Origin of the sequence: Candidatus Oleimmundimicrobium sp., from assembly GCF_030651595.1 — a bacterium.
In the GTDB taxonomy this organism is placed as follows: Bacteria; Actinomycetota; Aquicultoria; order UBA3085; family Oleimmundimicrobiaceae; genus JAUSCH01.
Window position 1 is genome coordinate 36,157 of the sequence record NZ_JAUSCH010000085.1, and the last position, 16,565, is coordinate 52,721.

Consider the following 16,565-nt stretch of genomic DNA (forward strand, 5'->3'; position numbering starts at 1 on the left):
GTAAACTACTAACAACATCATAGGCGTAAGCAGACAGACCCTCCGGAAGCGGGTAAACATATGAGCACGTTTTTCATACACCATATCATTTAAATACAGCCGCCAGTCTCCAGTCTCCAGGAAAAGCAAAAGAGTTTTCTAACAAGCTACTATCTGCCAACCTTCAACCATAAGCCATCTGCTATTCGCTAGTTGCCATATCATTTTTAGGCAGAGAAATAGGTTGTTCAGGGAATAAGCCGAAGCTGTCTGACCCCGGAGTGAAACGAAGGGAAGTTCTGCCGTGCCTACCGGCAGGCAGGCAGGCGACTGAACAACCGTTATTTTGGAGCCGTTAAAAATGATCGGCCGTCCTTCTTTTGCTTCATTTTCTTGGACGAGCAAGAAAATGAAGGAGAACAACCCACAAAAAAATACAATTAAACCGAGATTGCCACGCTCCGCTTGCAATGACGGTGAGTATGAGATTGCCGCGTCGCACCTCTCAGTAGGCAGGCAATGACCAACTATACCAAAAGTCATTAGTTTTTAAAACCCCGTGGGCAGGGTGGACAGCAACCCTCCAGAGGCGGGCAGGCATATGAGCACGCCGTATAGCGAAGGAAGTTTGAACATCTGCGGCACCGTGCCTACCGCCGTGCCTACCGGCAGGCAGGGCAGGCAGGAATTGCGTGCTCAAAGAGCAAATAGCAATTTCGCAATGAGAGAATCGACTGAGCAGGCGCGCGCCGCCCACATTAGAGGCAGGCACAGCACTAAAGAAAAAGGCCCTTTTCGGGCCTTTTCGTTAATTTGTTTTTCACTATCTAAAAACTACTTTTCTACTATCGCCTCATTTGGACACACTTCAACGCAAGTACCGCATTCAGTGCATTTATCTTCATCAATTTCGTATCTGTCCTCTCCTTCAGTAATAGCACCGGAAGGACATTCGTCCGCACAGGTACCACAGTTTAAACAATCATCTGTAATCTCATAAGCCACAAACCACACCTCCATTTAAAAATAATTGCAAGAATCATATACGAGGATTAAAAATTTGTAAAGGCCGCTCTTGTATAAAATATGGATACCGGGAAAAGTTATTCTACCCCAATTAATTTATATATTCTTTTGCCAAGTCCCACTTTCTCGCCGTAATCGAGCTGAACACTCCAATCAATAGAAGGGAAAATGGCACGAAACTTATCTTCTGCAGAAAAATCCTTTAACCGACTTTTCTCTATACCTTGAGCAGAGTTAACTAAATCAACACTGGCCTGGTCAATAGCAATAGGATCGCAAGATGCGAGAATACCCACATCTCTGACAATTGGAGCATCACTCCAACTCCAACAATCACAATCGGGTGTAATATTTATCGCAAAATTAAAGAACCCAACCTTATTGATTTTGTTCTTTACAACACCCCGTGCATACTCCACAATTTTTTCCTGAAAAACATCGGGTTCCGTTTCCCAATGTATGTCTATAGCTGAGAATGGACATGTCACAGTACACTCACCACAGCCAATACATTTTTTGCGACTTATCTCGGCCTTTCCCATAACATTTATCTTAATTGCCTCTGTAGAACACCAATGAATACATTTTCCACACCCCGTGCATACTGCCTGATTAACCTCAGGAAGAACATTGGAATGCATCTCTTGCTTTGCACTCCGACATCCCAAACCCATCCCGATATTTTTAAGCGCGCCACCAAAACCTGTAAGCTCATGACCCTTAAAATGAGAAACAGCAATTAAACAATCAGCTAAATAAGCTGCACTTGCAATCTTAACTTTCTCAAAATGCTTACCCTTAATTTTAACTTCAAAATAGTCCTTCCCATTCAAGCCGTCGGCAATAATAAGAGGCGCCCCCACCACGCTGTAGTCAAAACCATTCTCTATGGCAGTTGTGAGATGTTCCACAGCGTTTGCCCTGGAGCCAACGTAAAGAGTACCGGCATCAGTAAGAAAGGGCTTTCCTCCACACGCTTTTATCTTATCGACAATCCGACGAATAAAGATAGGAGATATAAAAGCGGTGTTCCCTTTCTCGCCAAAGTGAACTTTCACCGCAACCATATCGCCCTTTTCTATAAGACGAGCAAAACCCGCTTTATCAAAAAGGGTTTCCACTTTATCGAGTAAGCTCCGTTTTTTTTCGGTTCTCACATCCGAAAAATAAACCTCAGTCATTGTAACTTTCAATCTCCTTCCTGATTAGAGAAGCAGCTCCCATAAAACCAGCCTTGTTACCCAACTCTGCCTTTACAATTTTTACGATTTCAGAATTAGGTTTAATAGCGTAATTTCGAACTATATCTTCCGCAAAGTTTAAAATTAAATCACCGGTTTCGGCTACGCCACCACCAACGATTATCACCTCTGGGTTGAAGATATTTACTAAGCTCGTAAACGCCACACCGATAATCTCGCCAATTTCTCGCAAAACACCCAATGCCAACTCGTCCCCTTCAGCAGCAGCCAACACAAGAGATTCGCCATTAACCTTATCTATATTTCCTCCAGCCATTTTAAGAATTAAAGCATCCGGTTTTTTCGCTATAACGGCCCGCGCTTTTTTGGCAATAGCCGAACCTGCTGCCATCGCCTCAAAACAACCGTAATTACCACAACCGCAACGAGGACCGTTTCTGTCAATTATCATATGTCCTATCTCGGCAGCACAACCTACAGCACCCCGATAAATTTTATCATTAATAATTAAACCGCCGCCTATCCCCGTGCCTATGGTCACACCGACAATTTCAGAAGCATTTCTTCCTGCCCCAAAACATTTTTCACCCCAAACAGCAACATTGGCATCGTTGTCTAAAAAAATAGGGATTTTAAAATGTTGATACATAGCATCTTTAAAACCAAAGTTTCTAAAAGGAAGATTTGGAGAAAAAATAACCGTGCCACTCTTGAAATCTATCGTACCCGCTACCCCGTTGCCAATCCCACTAACATCACTTAAGGCAATACCAGAAACATCACAAACTTTATTGATTAGAGAAATTACTTGATTTAAAATACGTTGACTTCCCTGCTGAGATTCATCAAAATCCGCCCTGGAGGTAGGTTCGACCCGTTCACAAAGAATACCGTCTCTCTCATCCAGCAAAGCAACAGTAGTCTTTGTCCCTCCTATGTCAACTCCTACTACAAATCCGTTGTCAGACATACGCCCCTCGCTTGTCTATTGACAACCATGAGGTTCAATTATCCTAGCATCATGTGCCAAATCTTTAGAATAGACAGAAACTCGATTTCTTCCTTGGTTTTTTGAAAAATTTAAAGCTTGATCCGCCCTATCAATAAGCTCGAGGTCGTCACGCGCATCCGAAGGGTAAGTAGCCACTCCCGCACTTATAGTTATTTTTTTATCCTCAAAGTCCGCTTCCTCAACAGCTTTTCTTATCCTCTCGGCAACCTCCGCGGCTTCACCACTCGTGTTAGGTAAAATGATTGCGAATTCCTCTACTCCATACCTCGTCACAATATCAACAACCCTTACCTGCTCATTGATAATTCTAGTCACCTTTTTCAGCAGCTCGTTTCCTTTTACGTGACCAAATTTATCATTAAAAGGCTTAAAGAAATCTATATCCAACATAATTAGAGACATCTTGCTTCCAAATCTGTCGGCTCTTTCCCGCTCTTCTTCAATTCTATCGATGAAATATCCGTAATTATGAAGTCCTGTAAGTTTATCGACCATTGAGAGATGTGTCAGCCTGTCATTGGCTTCCTTATACTTTTTTGACATTTGACCTAAAGTTAAACCCACCACAAACATAATAAGAATTTCTATTCCTATTTGGCTAAGATAAGCATCGCTTACAATGAAAAGAACAATAGCCGCGCATAAAGGAACCAACACCCCACCTCGTAAATCAAAAAAGATTGTAGCTAAGATAAGGGGCAAGTAAAACAAGCTAAAAAGCACAAAATCTTTTAGAATCGCGTTTAAAAAACCAACCAACCCGAAACTTACGATTATTGCTAATAAAATAAATGACTTCGAAATAGGTTTTTGCAAAGAAACCATCTCCTTTGGTTCTTTTATAATGCAATTATTCACGGAAAAAGAAACAAATCCTTTAATTGAGCTTAAATTTGTTAAATATTTCTTCTTTAATGCGTATAATAATAATATATCAAATACCAAAAAATGAGGTGCTAAAGATAAAATTAGGACAACTTTTATATCTTGTAAAGTACTACACATACACCAAAGTTACAAACAAAAAAAGGCCCATCTTGGCTGGCGTTAAGCTCACTCACCGCTGCACTTTAAAGTGTCGTCAATGCCCCTTTTGGCGTAGACCAGGGGAAGATATAAAATTCACTCAGTTAAAAGAGACTATGAAGAATTTATACGAACAAGGCGTAAGAATATGGCTGATGGAGGGAGGCGAACCTCTTCTTTGGAGAGATGGAGAGTTAAATATCCATGATATAGTCGCCGAAGCTAAAAAATATTTCTACTGTGTTGGGGTAACTACCAACGGCACACTCCCTATAGATGTAAAAACCGATGTGGTTTGGGTTAGCGTCGATGGTTTAAGAGATACCCATAATTATCTCAGAAGCAACTCTTTCGATAAAGTCATTGAGAATATTAAAAAATCACGGCACCCAAAACTCTTTTCAAATATAGTAATTAACCGTTTAAACTACCAAGAGATTCCAGAGCTTGTAAAGTTTCTCTCCGATATCGTAAAAGGAATAACAATTCAGTTTTTCTTCCCATATCCCGAGAGCGAAGACCTGGCCTTAACGTGGGAACAAAGAGAAAAAGTGCTTGATGAATTAATAGAGCTTAAAAAAGAAGGATGGCCCCTGGTAGATAGTTTTACCGCTCTCAAAGCACTCAAGAAAAACACTTGGAAATGTGAGCCGTGGATGGTTGTCTGCGTTGAAAGAGATGGAACAGTTGAGCAAGGGTGTTATCTTAAAAATAGAACTCCTTATGAAGACCCCTGTAAGATTTGCGGGCTTACCGCTCACACGGAGCTTTCACTGGCCTACCAGTTAAATTGGGAAGCCATAAACGTGGGACGTAAAACTATGGGGATTTTCTAAAAAGTAAAAATTGGTATGTAGACTCATTTGACCTAAGATTTAAGATGTTTTCGGATCTTATCTTTCAACCATGATATCCAACTATCAATCCCATCAGCAGATTTACAAGAAATCTCAAAAATATTAATATCTGGATTCAAATTATTTACAGTTCCTTTAAGCCTATTTATATCAAAGTCAGTATAATCTAATAAATCAATTTTATTTAGAACAAGGACTTCCGACTCAATAAATATACGAGGATATTTAAGCGGCTTATCATCCCCCTCCGGGACACTCAATATAACCATCTTAACAGTTTCGCCTAAATCGAATTCCGCGGGGCAGACAAGATTTCCAACGTTTTCAATGATGATTAAGTCCGTCTCATCCAAATTAAGGAAACCTAGAGTACCGCGAATCATGTTTGCGTCAAGGTGACAAGCGCCACCCGTATTTATTTGAATCGTGGTAACACCATGCTCGCGGACCTTTTCAGCATCAACTTTTGAAGCAATATCTCCTTCAATTACGGCTATATTCAAGTCATTTTTTAAATTTTCAATGGTTTGCAAAATAAAACTGGTCTTCCCCGCCCCAGGAGAAGCCATTAAATTTATCACATAGATTCCTTTATCCTCAAAAATCTTCCTCAAATCGGCAGCAATTTTATTATTGGACGCTAAAATATTTTGCTGAAGCTTAATTTCCATTTGCTTTCAACCTCCCTTTACTCAATTTCGATAGCCGAAATTGCCAATTCTTTGCCCGCAATTATCTTCATTCCTGTACCGCATTCGCATATAAAGTCGAGATTTTCCACCCTTTTTACCTTTCCGCAAAGAGGACACTTGGCTTGAAGCGGCACCTCCGCTATTTCCACTTCGGCACCACTAGCGAGAGTGTCCTTGCTCATTAATTCGAAGTAAAACTTAACACAATCTCCAACTATGTTTGTAAGCTCCCCCACCTCGATTTTCACCGTCTTTACTCTCGTTGCATCCCTTTTCTCTGCTTCAGCAAGAACTATAGACAAAATACTTTCAGTTATCGCCATTTCATGCACGTTTAAATAACCCCCCAGTCTCTATCTACCCTATAAGCCCCGCCAGCAGCGGGCAGGCATCAGCCATCTGCTACATTGCTTCTAAGTTTTTCAACCTCTTCCAAAACCAACTCTATTATCCTTGGAATTTTCTCTTGCAACTCAGAGGTTAGTTCCAAACCCAAATTTATCTCCTTCGGTTGTACCCCAAAAATTATCGTTTCGGGACATTTTCCAAGATGTTCGGCCATCTTTAAAACTTCTAAAATCTCAACTTCATGAAGAGAGACTTTTTCTTTGGACTTCAACTTCACATCTTTGGGCCTAAACCTAAACATATCACCTGGTTCCGAACCCGCCTCAACGGCATCCACAACAATCAGTTTATCCGCTTCTTGAACGGGATAAAGCAAATCAAAACCGGCTGTTCCTCCGTCAATTAGTTCGATGTCGTTCGGCAAATCCATTTTTTCCATCGCTTGAACAACTCGAACACCAATGCCTTCATCTTTAAGGAGAATATTTCCGACACCCAAAATAACTATTTTCTTGTTCGTCAAAATTAACCTTTCTTTGTGTTTAATTTTTAGACAATGTTATCATTTTAATACAATTTAAAAAATTTTTAAGAGATAATTGAGTTTAAAATTAAAAATAACCAAAAATATAGACCCCCGAAAGTGGGGGGGTCTATATAATAATAAAATCTAACTACAACTAAACTTACCTCACAACCTGGCCTCCATAGAGAAAGACCCATCTTACCATGAGTCCTCCCAAAAGCACCAAGATGGAAGCGATTGTGGCCATGCCCGTTCCTTTCCCATGAGCATCTTTAGATGTCAATCCTTTTAACTCTATTGTCAGAGGAACGACAAGACCAATTGTAACTATGCCTATCCAGAAGGGGATAGCATAAGCTCCACTTAAAAGAACAGAGGCAGCTTCAGCCGCCCTTCCACCTGCAGCGTTTAATGTTATGAGAAGAATAGCAAAAGCTAACATCTCGATAACGATGACTATTGAGTCCGCTTTTTCGAGCAATCCCATAGAGAGCTCATCCTTCTTTTTGGAAATAGAAAGAATGAAAAGGATTAAAGCAAGACCGGTGGAAGATGCCGAGGCCAAAAAGACCACGGGCAACCAATTTACGCTCGACCACATGGGAACATTTTTCACGGCCAAAAGAACGCCCGTATATCCAGCGGTCAAAAAACCTAAGATAACACCAATTACCGAGAAGATCTTTCGGATACTATCTTTTCCCGCAAGACTCTTTATGATGGGCAAATCCTTGGTCTTTTCCTCCTCAGAGAGGAAGAAAGCCGGAACAATTACCCCGCCCACTATCGAAAATAGGGTAAGTACCCAGGTACCTTGGCTCATAAGAGAATTCGGTTTAAAGGTGATTATGAAATGCCAAAAATATAGCGGCCTTGCCAAATCCAAAACTAGAATAATAAGACTTACTACAATAATTGGCAAAACACAGTATGAGCCTATCTTAGCGACCCTTTTCATGCGGCTTCCGCCAAAAAGTTCAAAGAGAGCCCCTGTGTAGAAGCAGGCGCCGGCCAAACCACCAAGAAAGAGATAGACTGCCAAAAGATGGTGCCAATAGTGCGTTCCTTCCATCACTTGCCACCTCCTTTTTCCTTAGCTTCCTTCGCAACCAGCCAGTAGGGTACTATAGTAAGCCCTCCGGCGGCAAGCAAAGCGGTTAACCACTTTGCGGGCATTGAAGCTGAAGAACGTTTGGGCTCATTGGGAAAACCGTAGACTTCGGGCTCGTCCTCCAAAAGATAGAGCCAAGCGGTCCCTCCCAAAACATCTTTGCCGTAAATTCTTGCTTTGCCTCCCACAATTGCCATTCTTTCTTCGGCCCTCTTTAAAACCTCTTCCTTGGTTCCGTAAAAAATCGCGTCGGTCGGACAGGCCTCCGCGCAAGCAGGAGGTAAACCCTTAGATACCCTATGACTGCAGAAGTTACACTTTTTCATTACCCCCGATTCAGGATCGAATCTTGGCACCCCGAAGGGGCACGCATAATGGCAATTCTTGCAGCCTATACAGATATCCTTATCTATCTTTACGATATCTCCTTCTCGTTTTATGGCCCCGGCAGCACAGGCATCGATGCAGCTCGCTTCGGCACAGTGGAAACACTGTACCTTCGTCTTTAGCCAGTTGGGCTCCTCTTCGGTTCCCAAGTTTTTAAACTTTACCGTGGTGAAGACGTTGCTTCCCAAATCCGGGGAATAATCATAGGTGCCCGAATTTTCATTCGTCTTTTTGCAAGCAATGGCGCAGGATAGACAACCAGCACAAAGACCGGGCTCAACGAGACAGGCATGCTTTCCCTTCGATTCGGCAAAAGCCTTCGTTAACTCGCCCAGACCAGTAACAACACCCGTTGTGGAGACAAGACCCAAACCCGCCACCTTTAAAAAACTCTTTCGAGTAATCTTCACTTTGTATCCTCACTCCTTTCTTTGGAATCTTCCTTTTTTGACCCGTGGTCGAACTCTTCTTTTATCCTCTCTATTATGGTAGGTATACTCTCCTGTAATTCCCTACTTAAACCCATTCCAACGTCAACTTCCTTTGGGACAACACTTACCACAACAATTTCAGGACAGTTTCCCCTTACTTTAACATCGTCTAGGGCGCTAAAGAGAGCCAGCTGATCTATCGAGGTATCTTCTACCTTGAGCGCCCTTTCAACCTCGCTTAAACCCGGTTTTAAACACGTCCCTGGCTTATCGTCCCTCTTTAAGATATTGACTATGATGAGCTTATCGGCCCTTTCTAAAAGGGGTAGAAAATCGCGTCCCACCAATCCTCCGTCGACCACTTCCACATTTTTTGGCAAAATCTCTTTTGCCAGCTCGTTTACAACATAAATCCCGACTCCCTCGTCCCGGAGCAGGATATTCCCTACCCCGAGAACGACTATCTTTTTCAAGGAGCCTTTTCCTTTAAACGTCATCAATTAAGTTACCTTGAACTTAAGGATTTCATTGGTCTCTGGATGCACCACGTGCACCGCGCAACCAATTCACGGGTCAAAAGACCGCACGACCCTTACTAAATTGATTGGGTTGTGCGGATCCGGAACGGGAGTTCCAACGAGCGCTTCCTCTATTGGACCGCGAACTCCGTTATCATCTCTTGGGTTAGCATTCCAAATAGTAGCGGGAACACACTGGTAATTCTTGATTTTTCCATTTTCTATCTCTACCCAGTGACCCAACGCTCCACGGTGAGCTTCAACTAAACCGGCACCCTTTCCATTTTTGGGAACGGCTACGTCATTACATACCGGCTCACCTGGTTTCAATTCAAGCAACCACTGCTGCATGCCCTCGCAAACCATGAGACACTCATAGGCCCTGGCCGCGTGCCTTGCAACCGCCGATGGATGAACTCCAATTGGAGTTATGATTTGAGCCAAGGTCTTCTTGGTCCCATCGGCCAAGGTAACTCCGGGGTCTTTACCTTCCGCGGTGGTAACAAGCATTCTAGCTAAAGCGCCCGCCTCGGAAGAACGTCCATCGTATCTCGGCGCCTTGATGAACGAGTAAGCGCCTTCTTTGTTGATATCAAGAATGGTTTTTCCTTCAGAAGGATGTCTATCCGTACACTCATCGGTATACTTCGAATACTTGACATTTTCCCTTATCTTCTCGGGATCGAACGGGATGTGCTTCAATTCTCCACCGGCAATGTGCCCGGACCTTAAGTACCTGTTGTTATAGTCGCCAGACTCACCGAGGTCAAACATTCCGTAGGAGATAAAGTTACCGGTACCGAAGCCGACCTTCAAGTCATGCAAAGGTTTCAGCGGACCGGTGCCAAGGGTTAGAACGTCATTTAGATAAACTCTTCTTACCCACTCGGTTATCTCATCCAGATATCCTTTAAACCTCGATATCCTATCCGCGGTAACTCGAACGGTAACCCCTCCCGGAACGTATGTTGCGTGGTGAGGCATCTTCCCACCGAAGATGGCGAGCATTTCCTGAGTCCTCTTCCTCGTCTCGAGCCCCTGCAGATAGTGAGCAACCGCAGCAGTGACGATGTTCGGATCGGCCACGCAGAACTCGTCCGGCTCATACCGGGGAGTAAGGGGAGCGGTATCGCCGGCTTGAACAAGCCCTACGATTTTTCTTTTAACCTCAAGAAGCCCCTCATCGTTTCCGGCATAGTCTGCAACCGCCATTATGTCTAAGTAGTCCAAAGCCGCCAGATGATAAAAGTGCAAAATAGCCGATTGAACAAAGTTTGCGCCCGCAACAAGGTTCCTGATGATTCTTCCATTGTCGGGAACCTCTGCCCCAAAGGCATTGTCCAAACCCTGAACGCTGGCCAACATGTGCTCGGCCGGGCAAACACCACATATTCTTTGGGTAATTATGGCGGCATCTCGTGGGTCTCTTCCCTGGAGGATGAGCTCGATTCCTCTAAAGAGGGTCCCTTTGCTCCAAGCGTCCTTTACGACACCGTTTTCAACCTCAACTTCGATTGCCAGGTGACCTTCAATCCTGGTAACCGGATCAATTATGATTCTTTCTCCCATTTACTCTTCACCCTCCTTTTCTTCAGATTTTGTTTTGCCGCCAATTGCGTATCCTCCCGCAACACCAGCGGCGGCTCCAACGACCGCACCGAGAGCGGCGGCTGTTCCTGCACCCATACCTTCCTCATGCTCCACTTCTGCCTCAAGAGCTTCTTTATACTTCGCAACCTCCGGGATGGGCGCATAGAGCGAGATTATTTTTCCGTCAGCATCTTTAAAATCAGGAAAATCGGGCTCCACACAACCGGCGCAGGGAGCGCTTGCGGCTATGCAGTAGTTCGTTCCGCTATTCCAGAGACGGCTGGGACAATCGGCGTGAGTGACCGGGCCTCGACAGCCCTTTCCACCCATACAGTAGTCCATCTCGGTCTCTTCTTCACCGAAATTTTTTACCCAGTTACCGAGCTCGTAACCAGTGCGACGCTGGCAATTCTCGTGAATTAGCTTTCCGTAGAACATCTTGGGACGACCGTGCTCATCTAACTCAGGTACCTCGCCAAATAAGAGGATATGAGTTATGGTCCCCACTATCCAATCCGGATGAGCCGGACATCCCGGAATATTTACCACCGTGCCTCCGACAACATCCTTTAAACCCTTGCATCCCGTAGGGTTCGGATCTGCCGCGGGAATCCCTCCATAACAAGCACAGCTACCAACGGCCACATTATATACGGAGTTGGCAGCAGCTTCTTTGGCGATTTCCATCACAGGCCTTCCGCCAATCATGCAGTACGCTCCATTCTCAGCAGTAGGAATGGCTCCTTCCATCACAAAAACGTAACCACCCTCGTGAACAATATCCTCAAACTGTTTTTCCGCCACATGACCTGAGGCAGCCATAATAGTTTCCATATAACGGATAGATAAGATGTCTAAGATAATCTCGGCGGGGGTGGGATGCTCAGAGTTAATCAATGAAACTGTGCAGCCCGTGCAACCAGACCCATTTAACCAAAGAACCGCCGGTTTCTTCGCAGCTTTCTCTAAAGCAGCCGCAATCTGAGGTATATACAACTCAGATAGACCAAGCAAAGCAGCCATACTTGCTGAACATTTAATGAAATCCCTACGACTTATTCCTTTTAAAATTTCCCTCACTACAACTAACACCTCCCTTAATTTTTAAATCTTCTTAAAACTTAATGATTGAATAAAAATAACCTTTCCCAAAAACTATCTCACTAGTTCTTATCACCTCCCTCTTTTTGAGAAATAATTCACACGCTTTTGACAAAAAATAAAATCATACTTTAAACTGATATTTTAAAATTGTATCGCTTATCCATTCTGTTTGTCATTAGACAATTAGCCCAAAAATATTAAAAAAAATTGTACATTTTGCACAAACAAAAAAAGGAGTATAATTAAAAATCAAATCAATTTCTAAAATTTTGCAAGGAATATAAACAATATGGAAAAACTCGATAAAGAAAAGTTAAGAGGCCAAAGAAGGAGCCACGAAGAAAGCTTGGCACACGATTTAATCATGGCAACTGACGAAACCGACCTTGTCTCTTTGCAAATTCGAAGCCGCTTTCTGGATTTTGATCTCAGCAAGCCCTTGACCGCAATCATAATAGATTGGGCTCAACCGGAAGAAGAACAGAATTTTCCACAAGATGAAGAGAAGCTATTGGAGCTGCTCCATTCATTTTTCGAAGTATCGACTCATCTGGCTGCCATGGCCGGCTCCACAAAATCGATGATTTTAAAGACACTGCAGATGGCAGACGCCCCAATCATAGCTCTCAAAAAAAAGGGGCCTCTTCAAGAAAATCACCATATCGGAAACCTGTGTGAACTGGGCCAGGCCTTACATCAATACATTTACGAAAAATTAAAACAAGATGTTGTGATAGGTTTGGGAAACTACTACGAAGGAAGTTTTTCAGCAAAGAAATCCTTCCGCGAAGCGACATTGGCGCTAGAACTCGGAAAGAACTTTGACAGAGAAAGTAGAGTTTTTCACATCAGCAACTACTTTTTAACAAATTTACTCTCATCCGTCCAAAGACCATATAGAAAAGACTTTTTGTGGGGTACCCTAAAACCTCTCCAAAACGAGGAGGAATTAATTAAAACTATAGAAATCTTCTTCGAAACAAACATGAATATTTCGCTTACCGCAAAAAAACTTTTTGCCCACAGAAACACACTTATATATAGATTAAATAAAGTTAGGAATTTAACGGGTCTTGACCCTAAAAACTTTCATGATGCCATACGACTCTATGTCGCCTTAAAACTCTATTACCTAGAACAAGCGCAAGTATTCATGGATTAACAGATGCGAGGAAGCTGCTCGCCCACAAGCACATCTATTATCCTTCTTGTGCCTAAGAAGGTCTTTAATAGCACTTTCCCTTTTGGGGATTCTGCAATCTCCCCGATGATTTGCGAATCTTTGCCATATTTATTTTTCTTCATTGCTTTGAGCACCTTTTCGGCATCGATCGAATCGACCACAGCAATCAACTTGCCCTCGTTGGCAACATAGAGGGGATCAAACCCTAACATTTCGCACGCCCCTCCGACTCCTTCTTTCACCGGTATTTTTTCCTCTTTAATACAGATACTCACACCAGATTGCTTTGCAATTTCATTTAATATCGTTGCCAATCCGCCGCGCGTTGGATCTCTTAAACACCTTATCTTCTCGCTAACCTGAAGCATATCCTGAACAAGTTGATTAAGAGGGGCACAATCGCTTTTTAAACCGGTTTTAAATTCCAAACCTTCTCTCCGGCTCATTATGGCAATCCCATGATCACCGATTGTCCCGGAAAGAATCACTCTATCTCCCACTTTGGCATTCGAGCCAGATATATCTATGCCAGATTCGATTAACCCTATACCCGCTGTATTTATAAATATCTTATCCGCGCTCCCTTTCTCCACTACCTTAGTATCGCCTGTAACGATTTCGACACCTGCCTCCTCAGCAGCCTTTCTCATAGAGCCGGTAATTTTTTTTAAGTCATCAACGGGAAACCCTTCTTCTATCACAAAAGCAGCACTTATATATTTAGGAACCGCTCCACTCATGGAAAGATCGTTCACCGTCCCACAAATGGCCAATTTGCCTATGTCCCCCCCGTTAAAAAAAATGGGGTTAACTACATAAGAATCGGTAGTAAAGGCAACTTTCACACCATTAAGATTAAGGATTGCCATATCGTCTAATTTTTCCAAAATGGGGTTCGTGAAATCTTTTAAGAAGATGTTTTTTAGTAAATCGTTGCTTAATTTACCGCCGCTCCCGTGAGCAAGAATTATCTTATCGTGATTCATTTTCACTTTCCTCCGCTAGTTTGTTAGTTTGTTTCTTGGTTTGTTTGTTTTTAACTTTACCCTTTACCCTATCAGTCGGGAGTCTGTAGTCGCTACCGCTCCATTGGAAAGTGTAAATTGTAAAATGCAAAAGTTAAATTTGTCTTGATTGTTTTCCTGCCTGCTGCAGACACGGTATTCTATTCCTCTTCCAATTTAAAATTTCCAACTTCCCTGCCTGTCGGCAGACACAGCGTCACCCTTAACTTTTAGCCATCAGCCATCAGCCCCGCCAGAGGCGGGCAGGCATAAGCTATACGCCATCTACTACTTCTCCATACCTATAATAAGCCGCGCAGCTGCCTTCGGTTGAAACCATACATGGTCCGATGGGGTTCTCAGGTGTGCATGCTTTTCCAAAAAGCTTGCAATCGTAAGGAAGTTTAACTCCCCGCAAAATTTCTCCACAACTGCACCCTAAATGCTCTTTTGTGGGAGGAACATCCACATCAAATATTTTGCTTGCATCGAACCCTTCGAAATTGGTGCGAAGAGAAAGACCGCTTTCCGGAATCACTCCGATGCCCCTCCACTCCGCATCACACGCTTCAAAAACCTTTTTCATTACTTCCTGGGCCTTTGTGTTTCCGAGAGAACTTACTCCTCGCTTATATCCTATCTCCACCTTTGCTTCTCCATTCTCCACTTGTTTTACCAACATGGATATAGACTGCAAAATATCAATGGGTTCAAAGCCAGCTATTACGCAGGAGATTTTGTGGTCTCTTGCGATAAATTCGTAGGGTTTGCTCCCGATTATTGCGCTCACGTGCCCCGGGCAAATGAAACCGTCCAGTTTTACCTCGCCCAGATTTAAAAGCGCCGCCATCGCGGGAGGCACCATTTTGTGAACGCTGTAGATGAAGTAATTTTTAATACCTTGTCGTTCTGCCTCCAAAATTGAAAGTGCTATGGTCGGGGCGGTCGTCTCAAACCCAACGGCAAAAAAAACCACCTTTTTATCGGGATTATTTTTGGCAATTTTCAAAGCATCTAAGGTAGAATAAACTACCCTGATATCCGCACCATCCGCGCTTTTCTCGGATAGACTCGAGTACGAGCCAGGTACCTTCATCATGTCTCCAAATGTTGTGAAAATCACGCCGGGCGCTTCGGCAATGGCTATGGCTTTATCAATATCTCCATTTGCGGTAACGCAAACCGGACAACCCGGGCCAGAAAGAAGAGAAATATTTTCGGGTAAGACTTGCCTAATCCCGTTCTTAGAAATGGATACCGTATGAGTCCCGCAGACCTCCATGAATTTGACGGGCTTCTTAGATATTTTTTTTATGTCTTCAATTAATTTCTTTGCTATGGTCGGGTCTCTGTATTCGCTAAGATATCTCATCGTTCTCTCTCAACTTCGCAATTTCGTCGAGTTCCCCTATCTCTTCAAAGAGTTTCATCATCTCTTTGGCCCCCTCTTCGTCTATCTTATTGATAGCATAGCCGGCGTGAACGAGAACATATTCGCCAACTTTAACATCGGAAACCAGTTGAAGACCGACCTCCGTTTCAACCCCTCCGATTTCCACATCGGCCATGTCTAAATCCTTCAGTCGAACAACCTTCCCGGGAACAGCCAAGCACATAGAAAAACCTCCTAAACAGAAAAATTGGCGATGGTCGCCTGTCCTAAAGAGATACCACCGTCATTGCAGGGCACCTTTTTTTGAAGATAAACTTCAAAATCACCTTTACGTAACTTTTGAATAAGTTTATTACTTAAAAACAGATTTTGAAAGACCCCTCCGCTCAAAGCTACCTTATTTATTCCCCTGTCATCCCTTGCCCTATCACAAACAGCAATTACAAAAGCGGCAACGGTGTTGTGAAATTTGGCAGATATTTCTGAATTTGATAGACCAATTTTTAAATCGTCGATCACTCCCACAATAATAGGTTTCGTATCTACAATTAGCGAAGATGACTGTGTTTTTCTTGAATTTTTTTCCAATTTAAAATCGTATTTCTCGTCAACATCTACTTTCGCAATCATCTCCAATTCTATAGCCGCTTGACCTTCATAATCGACTACATCACGTATGCCTATAAGAGCAGAGACCGCGTCAAAAAGGCGGCCGCAACTCGAAGTCATGGGCGAGTTTAAGCCTTTATCAATCTGAATCTTAATGTTTTTAAACTCTGTCTCATCCAATCCCTTTAAAAAATCTATATCAAGTTCCTCAAGCTTATCCCCAAAAAAGCTATAGAGATACCCCAAAGCCATTCGATACGGTTTTTTTATGGCCGTCTCTCCCCCTGGCATCGGAACGTAACGAAGATGCGCGTACCTTTCAAAGCCCTTCCAATCGGCGATAAAAAATTCTCCTCCCCAAATCGTTCCATCGGTACCGTAACCCGTTCCATCGAAAGACACCCCGATAACCTTATCCTCAATGCCATTTTCTACCATACAGCTGACTGTGTGGGCATGATGATGTTGAACGCCGACGAGCTTTATCCCTTCTAGCGATTTTGCAAACTTAGTTGACAAATACTCGGGGTGAAGATCATAGGCGATAATTTTTGGCTCGATTCTAAA

19 protein-coding genes are annotated in these 16,565 nt (G+C 43.2%); 2 read left to right on the top strand and 17 right to left on the bottom strand.

The window, feature by feature from the left end; genetic code table 11:
• Window positions 1-138: 138 nt before the first annotated feature.
• The 5 genes from Q7U95_RS05395 to Q7U95_RS05415 form a co-directional block, all read right to left on the bottom strand.
• A complete protein-coding gene (locus tag Q7U95_RS05395; protein WP_308752538.1) occupies window positions 139-522 on the bottom strand; it encodes a hypothetical protein in 384 nt (127 codons plus the stop codon).
• A gap of 291 nt (window positions 523-813) precedes the next feature.
• Complete coding sequence (locus Q7U95_RS05400) at window positions 814-984, bottom strand: 4Fe-4S binding protein (RefSeq protein ID WP_308752540.1); 171 nt, start codon at window positions 982-984, stop codon at window positions 814-816.
• Window positions 985-1,082: 98 nt separating this feature from the next.
• Complete coding sequence (locus Q7U95_RS05405; RefSeq protein WP_308752542.1) at window positions 1,083-2,198, bottom strand: DUF362 domain-containing protein; 1,116 nt, start codon at window positions 2,196-2,198, stop codon at window positions 1,083-1,085.
• A complete protein-coding gene (locus Q7U95_RS05410; protein WP_308752544.1) occupies window positions 2,179-3,177 on the bottom strand; it encodes an ROK family protein in 999 nt (332 codons plus the stop codon). The genes Q7U95_RS05405 and Q7U95_RS05410 overlap by 20 nt, the downstream gene beginning before the upstream one ends.
• A gap of 15 nt (window positions 3,178-3,192) precedes the next feature.
• Window positions 3,193-4,035, bottom strand: coding sequence for a diguanylate cyclase (locus tag Q7U95_RS05415; protein ID WP_308752546.1), 843 nt, complete (start codon window positions 4,033-4,035; stop codon window positions 3,193-3,195).
• A 98-nt stretch (window positions 4,036-4,133) separates the two neighbouring features.
• Here Q7U95_RS05415 and Q7U95_RS05420 point away from each other — a divergent pair, with 98 nt between their 5' ends.
• Window positions 4,134-5,081, top strand: a complete 948-nt coding sequence (locus tag Q7U95_RS05420; RefSeq protein ID WP_308752569.1) for a radical SAM protein — start codon at window positions 4,134-4,136, stop codon at window positions 5,079-5,081.
• Between the two features lie 32 nt (window positions 5,082-5,113).
• On the opposite strand, the gene hypB is transcribed toward Q7U95_RS05420, so the two are convergent.
• The 8 genes from hypB to Q7U95_RS05460 all read right to left on the bottom strand — a co-directional run bounded on the left by hypB (window position 5,114) and on the right by Q7U95_RS05460 (window position 11,785).
• Window positions 5,114-5,773 carry a hydrogenase nickel incorporation protein HypB gene (hypB, locus tag Q7U95_RS05425; RefSeq protein WP_308752548.1) on the bottom strand — a complete coding sequence of 220 codons (660 nt, stop codon included), beginning with the start codon at window positions 5,771-5,773 and terminating at the stop codon, window positions 5,114-5,116.
• Between the two features lie 17 nt (window positions 5,774-5,790).
• Window positions 5,791-6,117 (bottom strand): hydrogenase maturation nickel metallochaperone HypA, encoded by a 327-nt coding sequence (locus Q7U95_RS05430; RefSeq protein ID WP_308752571.1) that lies wholly within the window; start codon window positions 6,115-6,117, stop codon window positions 5,791-5,793.
• 68 nt (window positions 6,118-6,185) lie between these two features.
• Window positions 6,186-6,665: a HyaD/HybD family hydrogenase maturation endopeptidase gene (locus Q7U95_RS05435; protein ID WP_308752550.1), complete on the bottom strand. Its 480-nt coding sequence runs from the start codon at window positions 6,663-6,665 to the stop codon at window positions 6,186-6,188.
• 163 nt (window positions 6,666-6,828) lie between these two features.
• Window positions 6,829-7,740, bottom strand: a complete 912-nt coding sequence (gene nrfD, locus Q7U95_RS05440; RefSeq protein ID WP_308752573.1) for an NrfD/PsrC family molybdoenzyme membrane anchor subunit — start codon at window positions 7,738-7,740, stop codon at window positions 6,829-6,831.
• A complete protein-coding gene (locus Q7U95_RS05445; RefSeq protein WP_308752552.1) occupies window positions 7,740-8,576 on the bottom strand; it encodes a 4Fe-4S dicluster domain-containing protein in 837 nt (278 codons plus the stop codon). The genes nrfD and Q7U95_RS05445 overlap by 1 nt, the downstream gene beginning before the upstream one ends.
• Window positions 8,573-9,094 (bottom strand): hydrogenase maturation protease, encoded by a 522-nt coding sequence (locus Q7U95_RS05450; RefSeq protein ID WP_308752554.1) that lies wholly within the window; start codon window positions 9,092-9,094, stop codon window positions 8,573-8,575. The genes Q7U95_RS05445 and Q7U95_RS05450 overlap by 4 nt, the downstream gene beginning before the upstream one ends.
• Before the next feature lie 69 nt (window positions 9,095-9,163).
• Complete coding sequence (locus tag Q7U95_RS05455) at window positions 9,164-10,684, bottom strand: nickel-dependent hydrogenase large subunit (RefSeq protein WP_308752555.1); 1,521 nt, start codon at window positions 10,682-10,684, stop codon at window positions 9,164-9,166.
• The gene (locus Q7U95_RS05460) at window positions 10,685-11,785 is read right to left on the bottom strand and encodes a hydrogenase small subunit (RefSeq protein WP_308752557.1); all 1,101 of its coding nucleotides are present in this window, start codon (window positions 11,783-11,785) and stop codon (window positions 10,685-10,687) included.
• 313 nt (window positions 11,786-12,098) lie between these two features.
• Here Q7U95_RS05460 and Q7U95_RS05465 point away from each other — a divergent pair, with 313 nt between their 5' ends.
• The gene (locus tag Q7U95_RS05465; RefSeq protein ID WP_308752559.1) at window positions 12,099-12,971 is read left to right on the top strand and encodes a helix-turn-helix domain-containing protein; all 873 of its coding nucleotides are present in this window, start codon (window positions 12,099-12,101) and stop codon (window positions 12,969-12,971) included.
• On the opposite strand, the gene hypE is transcribed toward Q7U95_RS05465, so the two are convergent.
• From hypE to Q7U95_RS05485, 4 genes are all read right to left on the bottom strand, one after another.
• Window positions 12,968-13,978 (bottom strand): hydrogenase expression/formation protein HypE, encoded by a 1,011-nt coding sequence (hypE, locus tag Q7U95_RS05470; protein WP_308752561.1) that lies wholly within the window; start codon window positions 13,976-13,978, stop codon window positions 12,968-12,970. The two genes, Q7U95_RS05465 and hypE, sit on opposite strands and share 4 nt — an antisense overlap.
• A gap of 292 nt (window positions 13,979-14,270) precedes the next feature.
• Window positions 14,271-15,368, bottom strand: coding sequence for a hydrogenase formation protein HypD (gene hypD / locus Q7U95_RS05475; RefSeq protein WP_308752563.1), 1,098 nt, complete (start codon window positions 15,366-15,368; stop codon window positions 14,271-14,273).
• Window positions 15,355-15,612, bottom strand: a complete 258-nt coding sequence (locus Q7U95_RS05480) for a HypC/HybG/HupF family hydrogenase formation chaperone (protein ID WP_308752565.1) — start codon at window positions 15,610-15,612, stop codon at window positions 15,355-15,357. Before Q7U95_RS05480 ends, hypD begins: the two co-directional genes overlap by 14 nt.
• A gap of 11 nt (window positions 15,613-15,623) precedes the next feature.
• Window positions 15,624-16,565: hypothetical protein (locus Q7U95_RS05485; RefSeq protein ID WP_308752567.1), on the bottom strand; the 942-nt coding region annotated here is incomplete at its 5' end.

Bases quoted from the DNA above. Each gene is read 5' to 3' on its own strand.
- Q7U95_RS05450 (WP_308752554.1), bottom strand. From the start codon at position 9,094: ATGACGTTTAAAGGAAAAGGCTCCTTGAAAAAGATAGTCGTTCTCGGG.
- Q7U95_RS05410 (WP_308752544.1), bottom strand. From the start codon at position 3,177: ATGTCTGACAACGGATTTGTAGTAGGAGTTGACATAGGAGGGACAAAG.
- Q7U95_RS05395 (WP_308752538.1), bottom strand. From the start codon at position 522: ATGACTTTTGGTATAGTTGGTCATTGCCTGCCTACTGAGAGGTGCGAC.
- Q7U95_RS05465 (WP_308752559.1), top strand. From the start codon at position 12,099: ATGGAAAAACTCGATAAAGAAAAGTTAAGAGGCCAAAGAAGGAGCCAC.
- Q7U95_RS05420 (WP_308752569.1), top strand. From the start codon at position 4,134: ATGCGTATAATAATAATATATCAAATACCAAAAAATGAGGTGCTAAAG.
- hypB (WP_308752548.1), bottom strand. From the start codon at position 5,773: ATGGAAATTAAGCTTCAGCAAAATATTTTAGCGTCCAATAATAAAATT.
- nrfD (WP_308752573.1), bottom strand. From the start codon at position 7,740: ATGGAAGGAACGCACTATTGGCACCATCTTTTGGCAGTCTATCTCTTT.
- Q7U95_RS05480 (WP_308752565.1), bottom strand. From the start codon at position 15,612: ATGTGCTTGGCTGTTCCCGGGAAGGTTGTTCGACTGAAGGATTTAGAC.
- Q7U95_RS05430 (WP_308752571.1), bottom strand. From the start codon at position 6,117: ATGGCGATAACTGAAAGTATTTTGTCTATAGTTCTTGCTGAAGCAGAG.
- hypE (WP_308752561.1), bottom strand. From the start codon at position 13,978: ATGAATCACGATAAGATAATTCTTGCTCACGGGAGCGGCGGTAAATTA.
- Q7U95_RS05455 (WP_308752555.1), bottom strand. From the start codon at position 10,684: ATGGGAGAAAGAATCATAATTGATCCGGTTACCAGGATTGAAGGTCAC.
- hypD (WP_308752563.1), bottom strand. From the start codon at position 15,368: ATGAGATATCTTAGCGAATACAGAGACCCGACCATAGCAAAGAAATTA.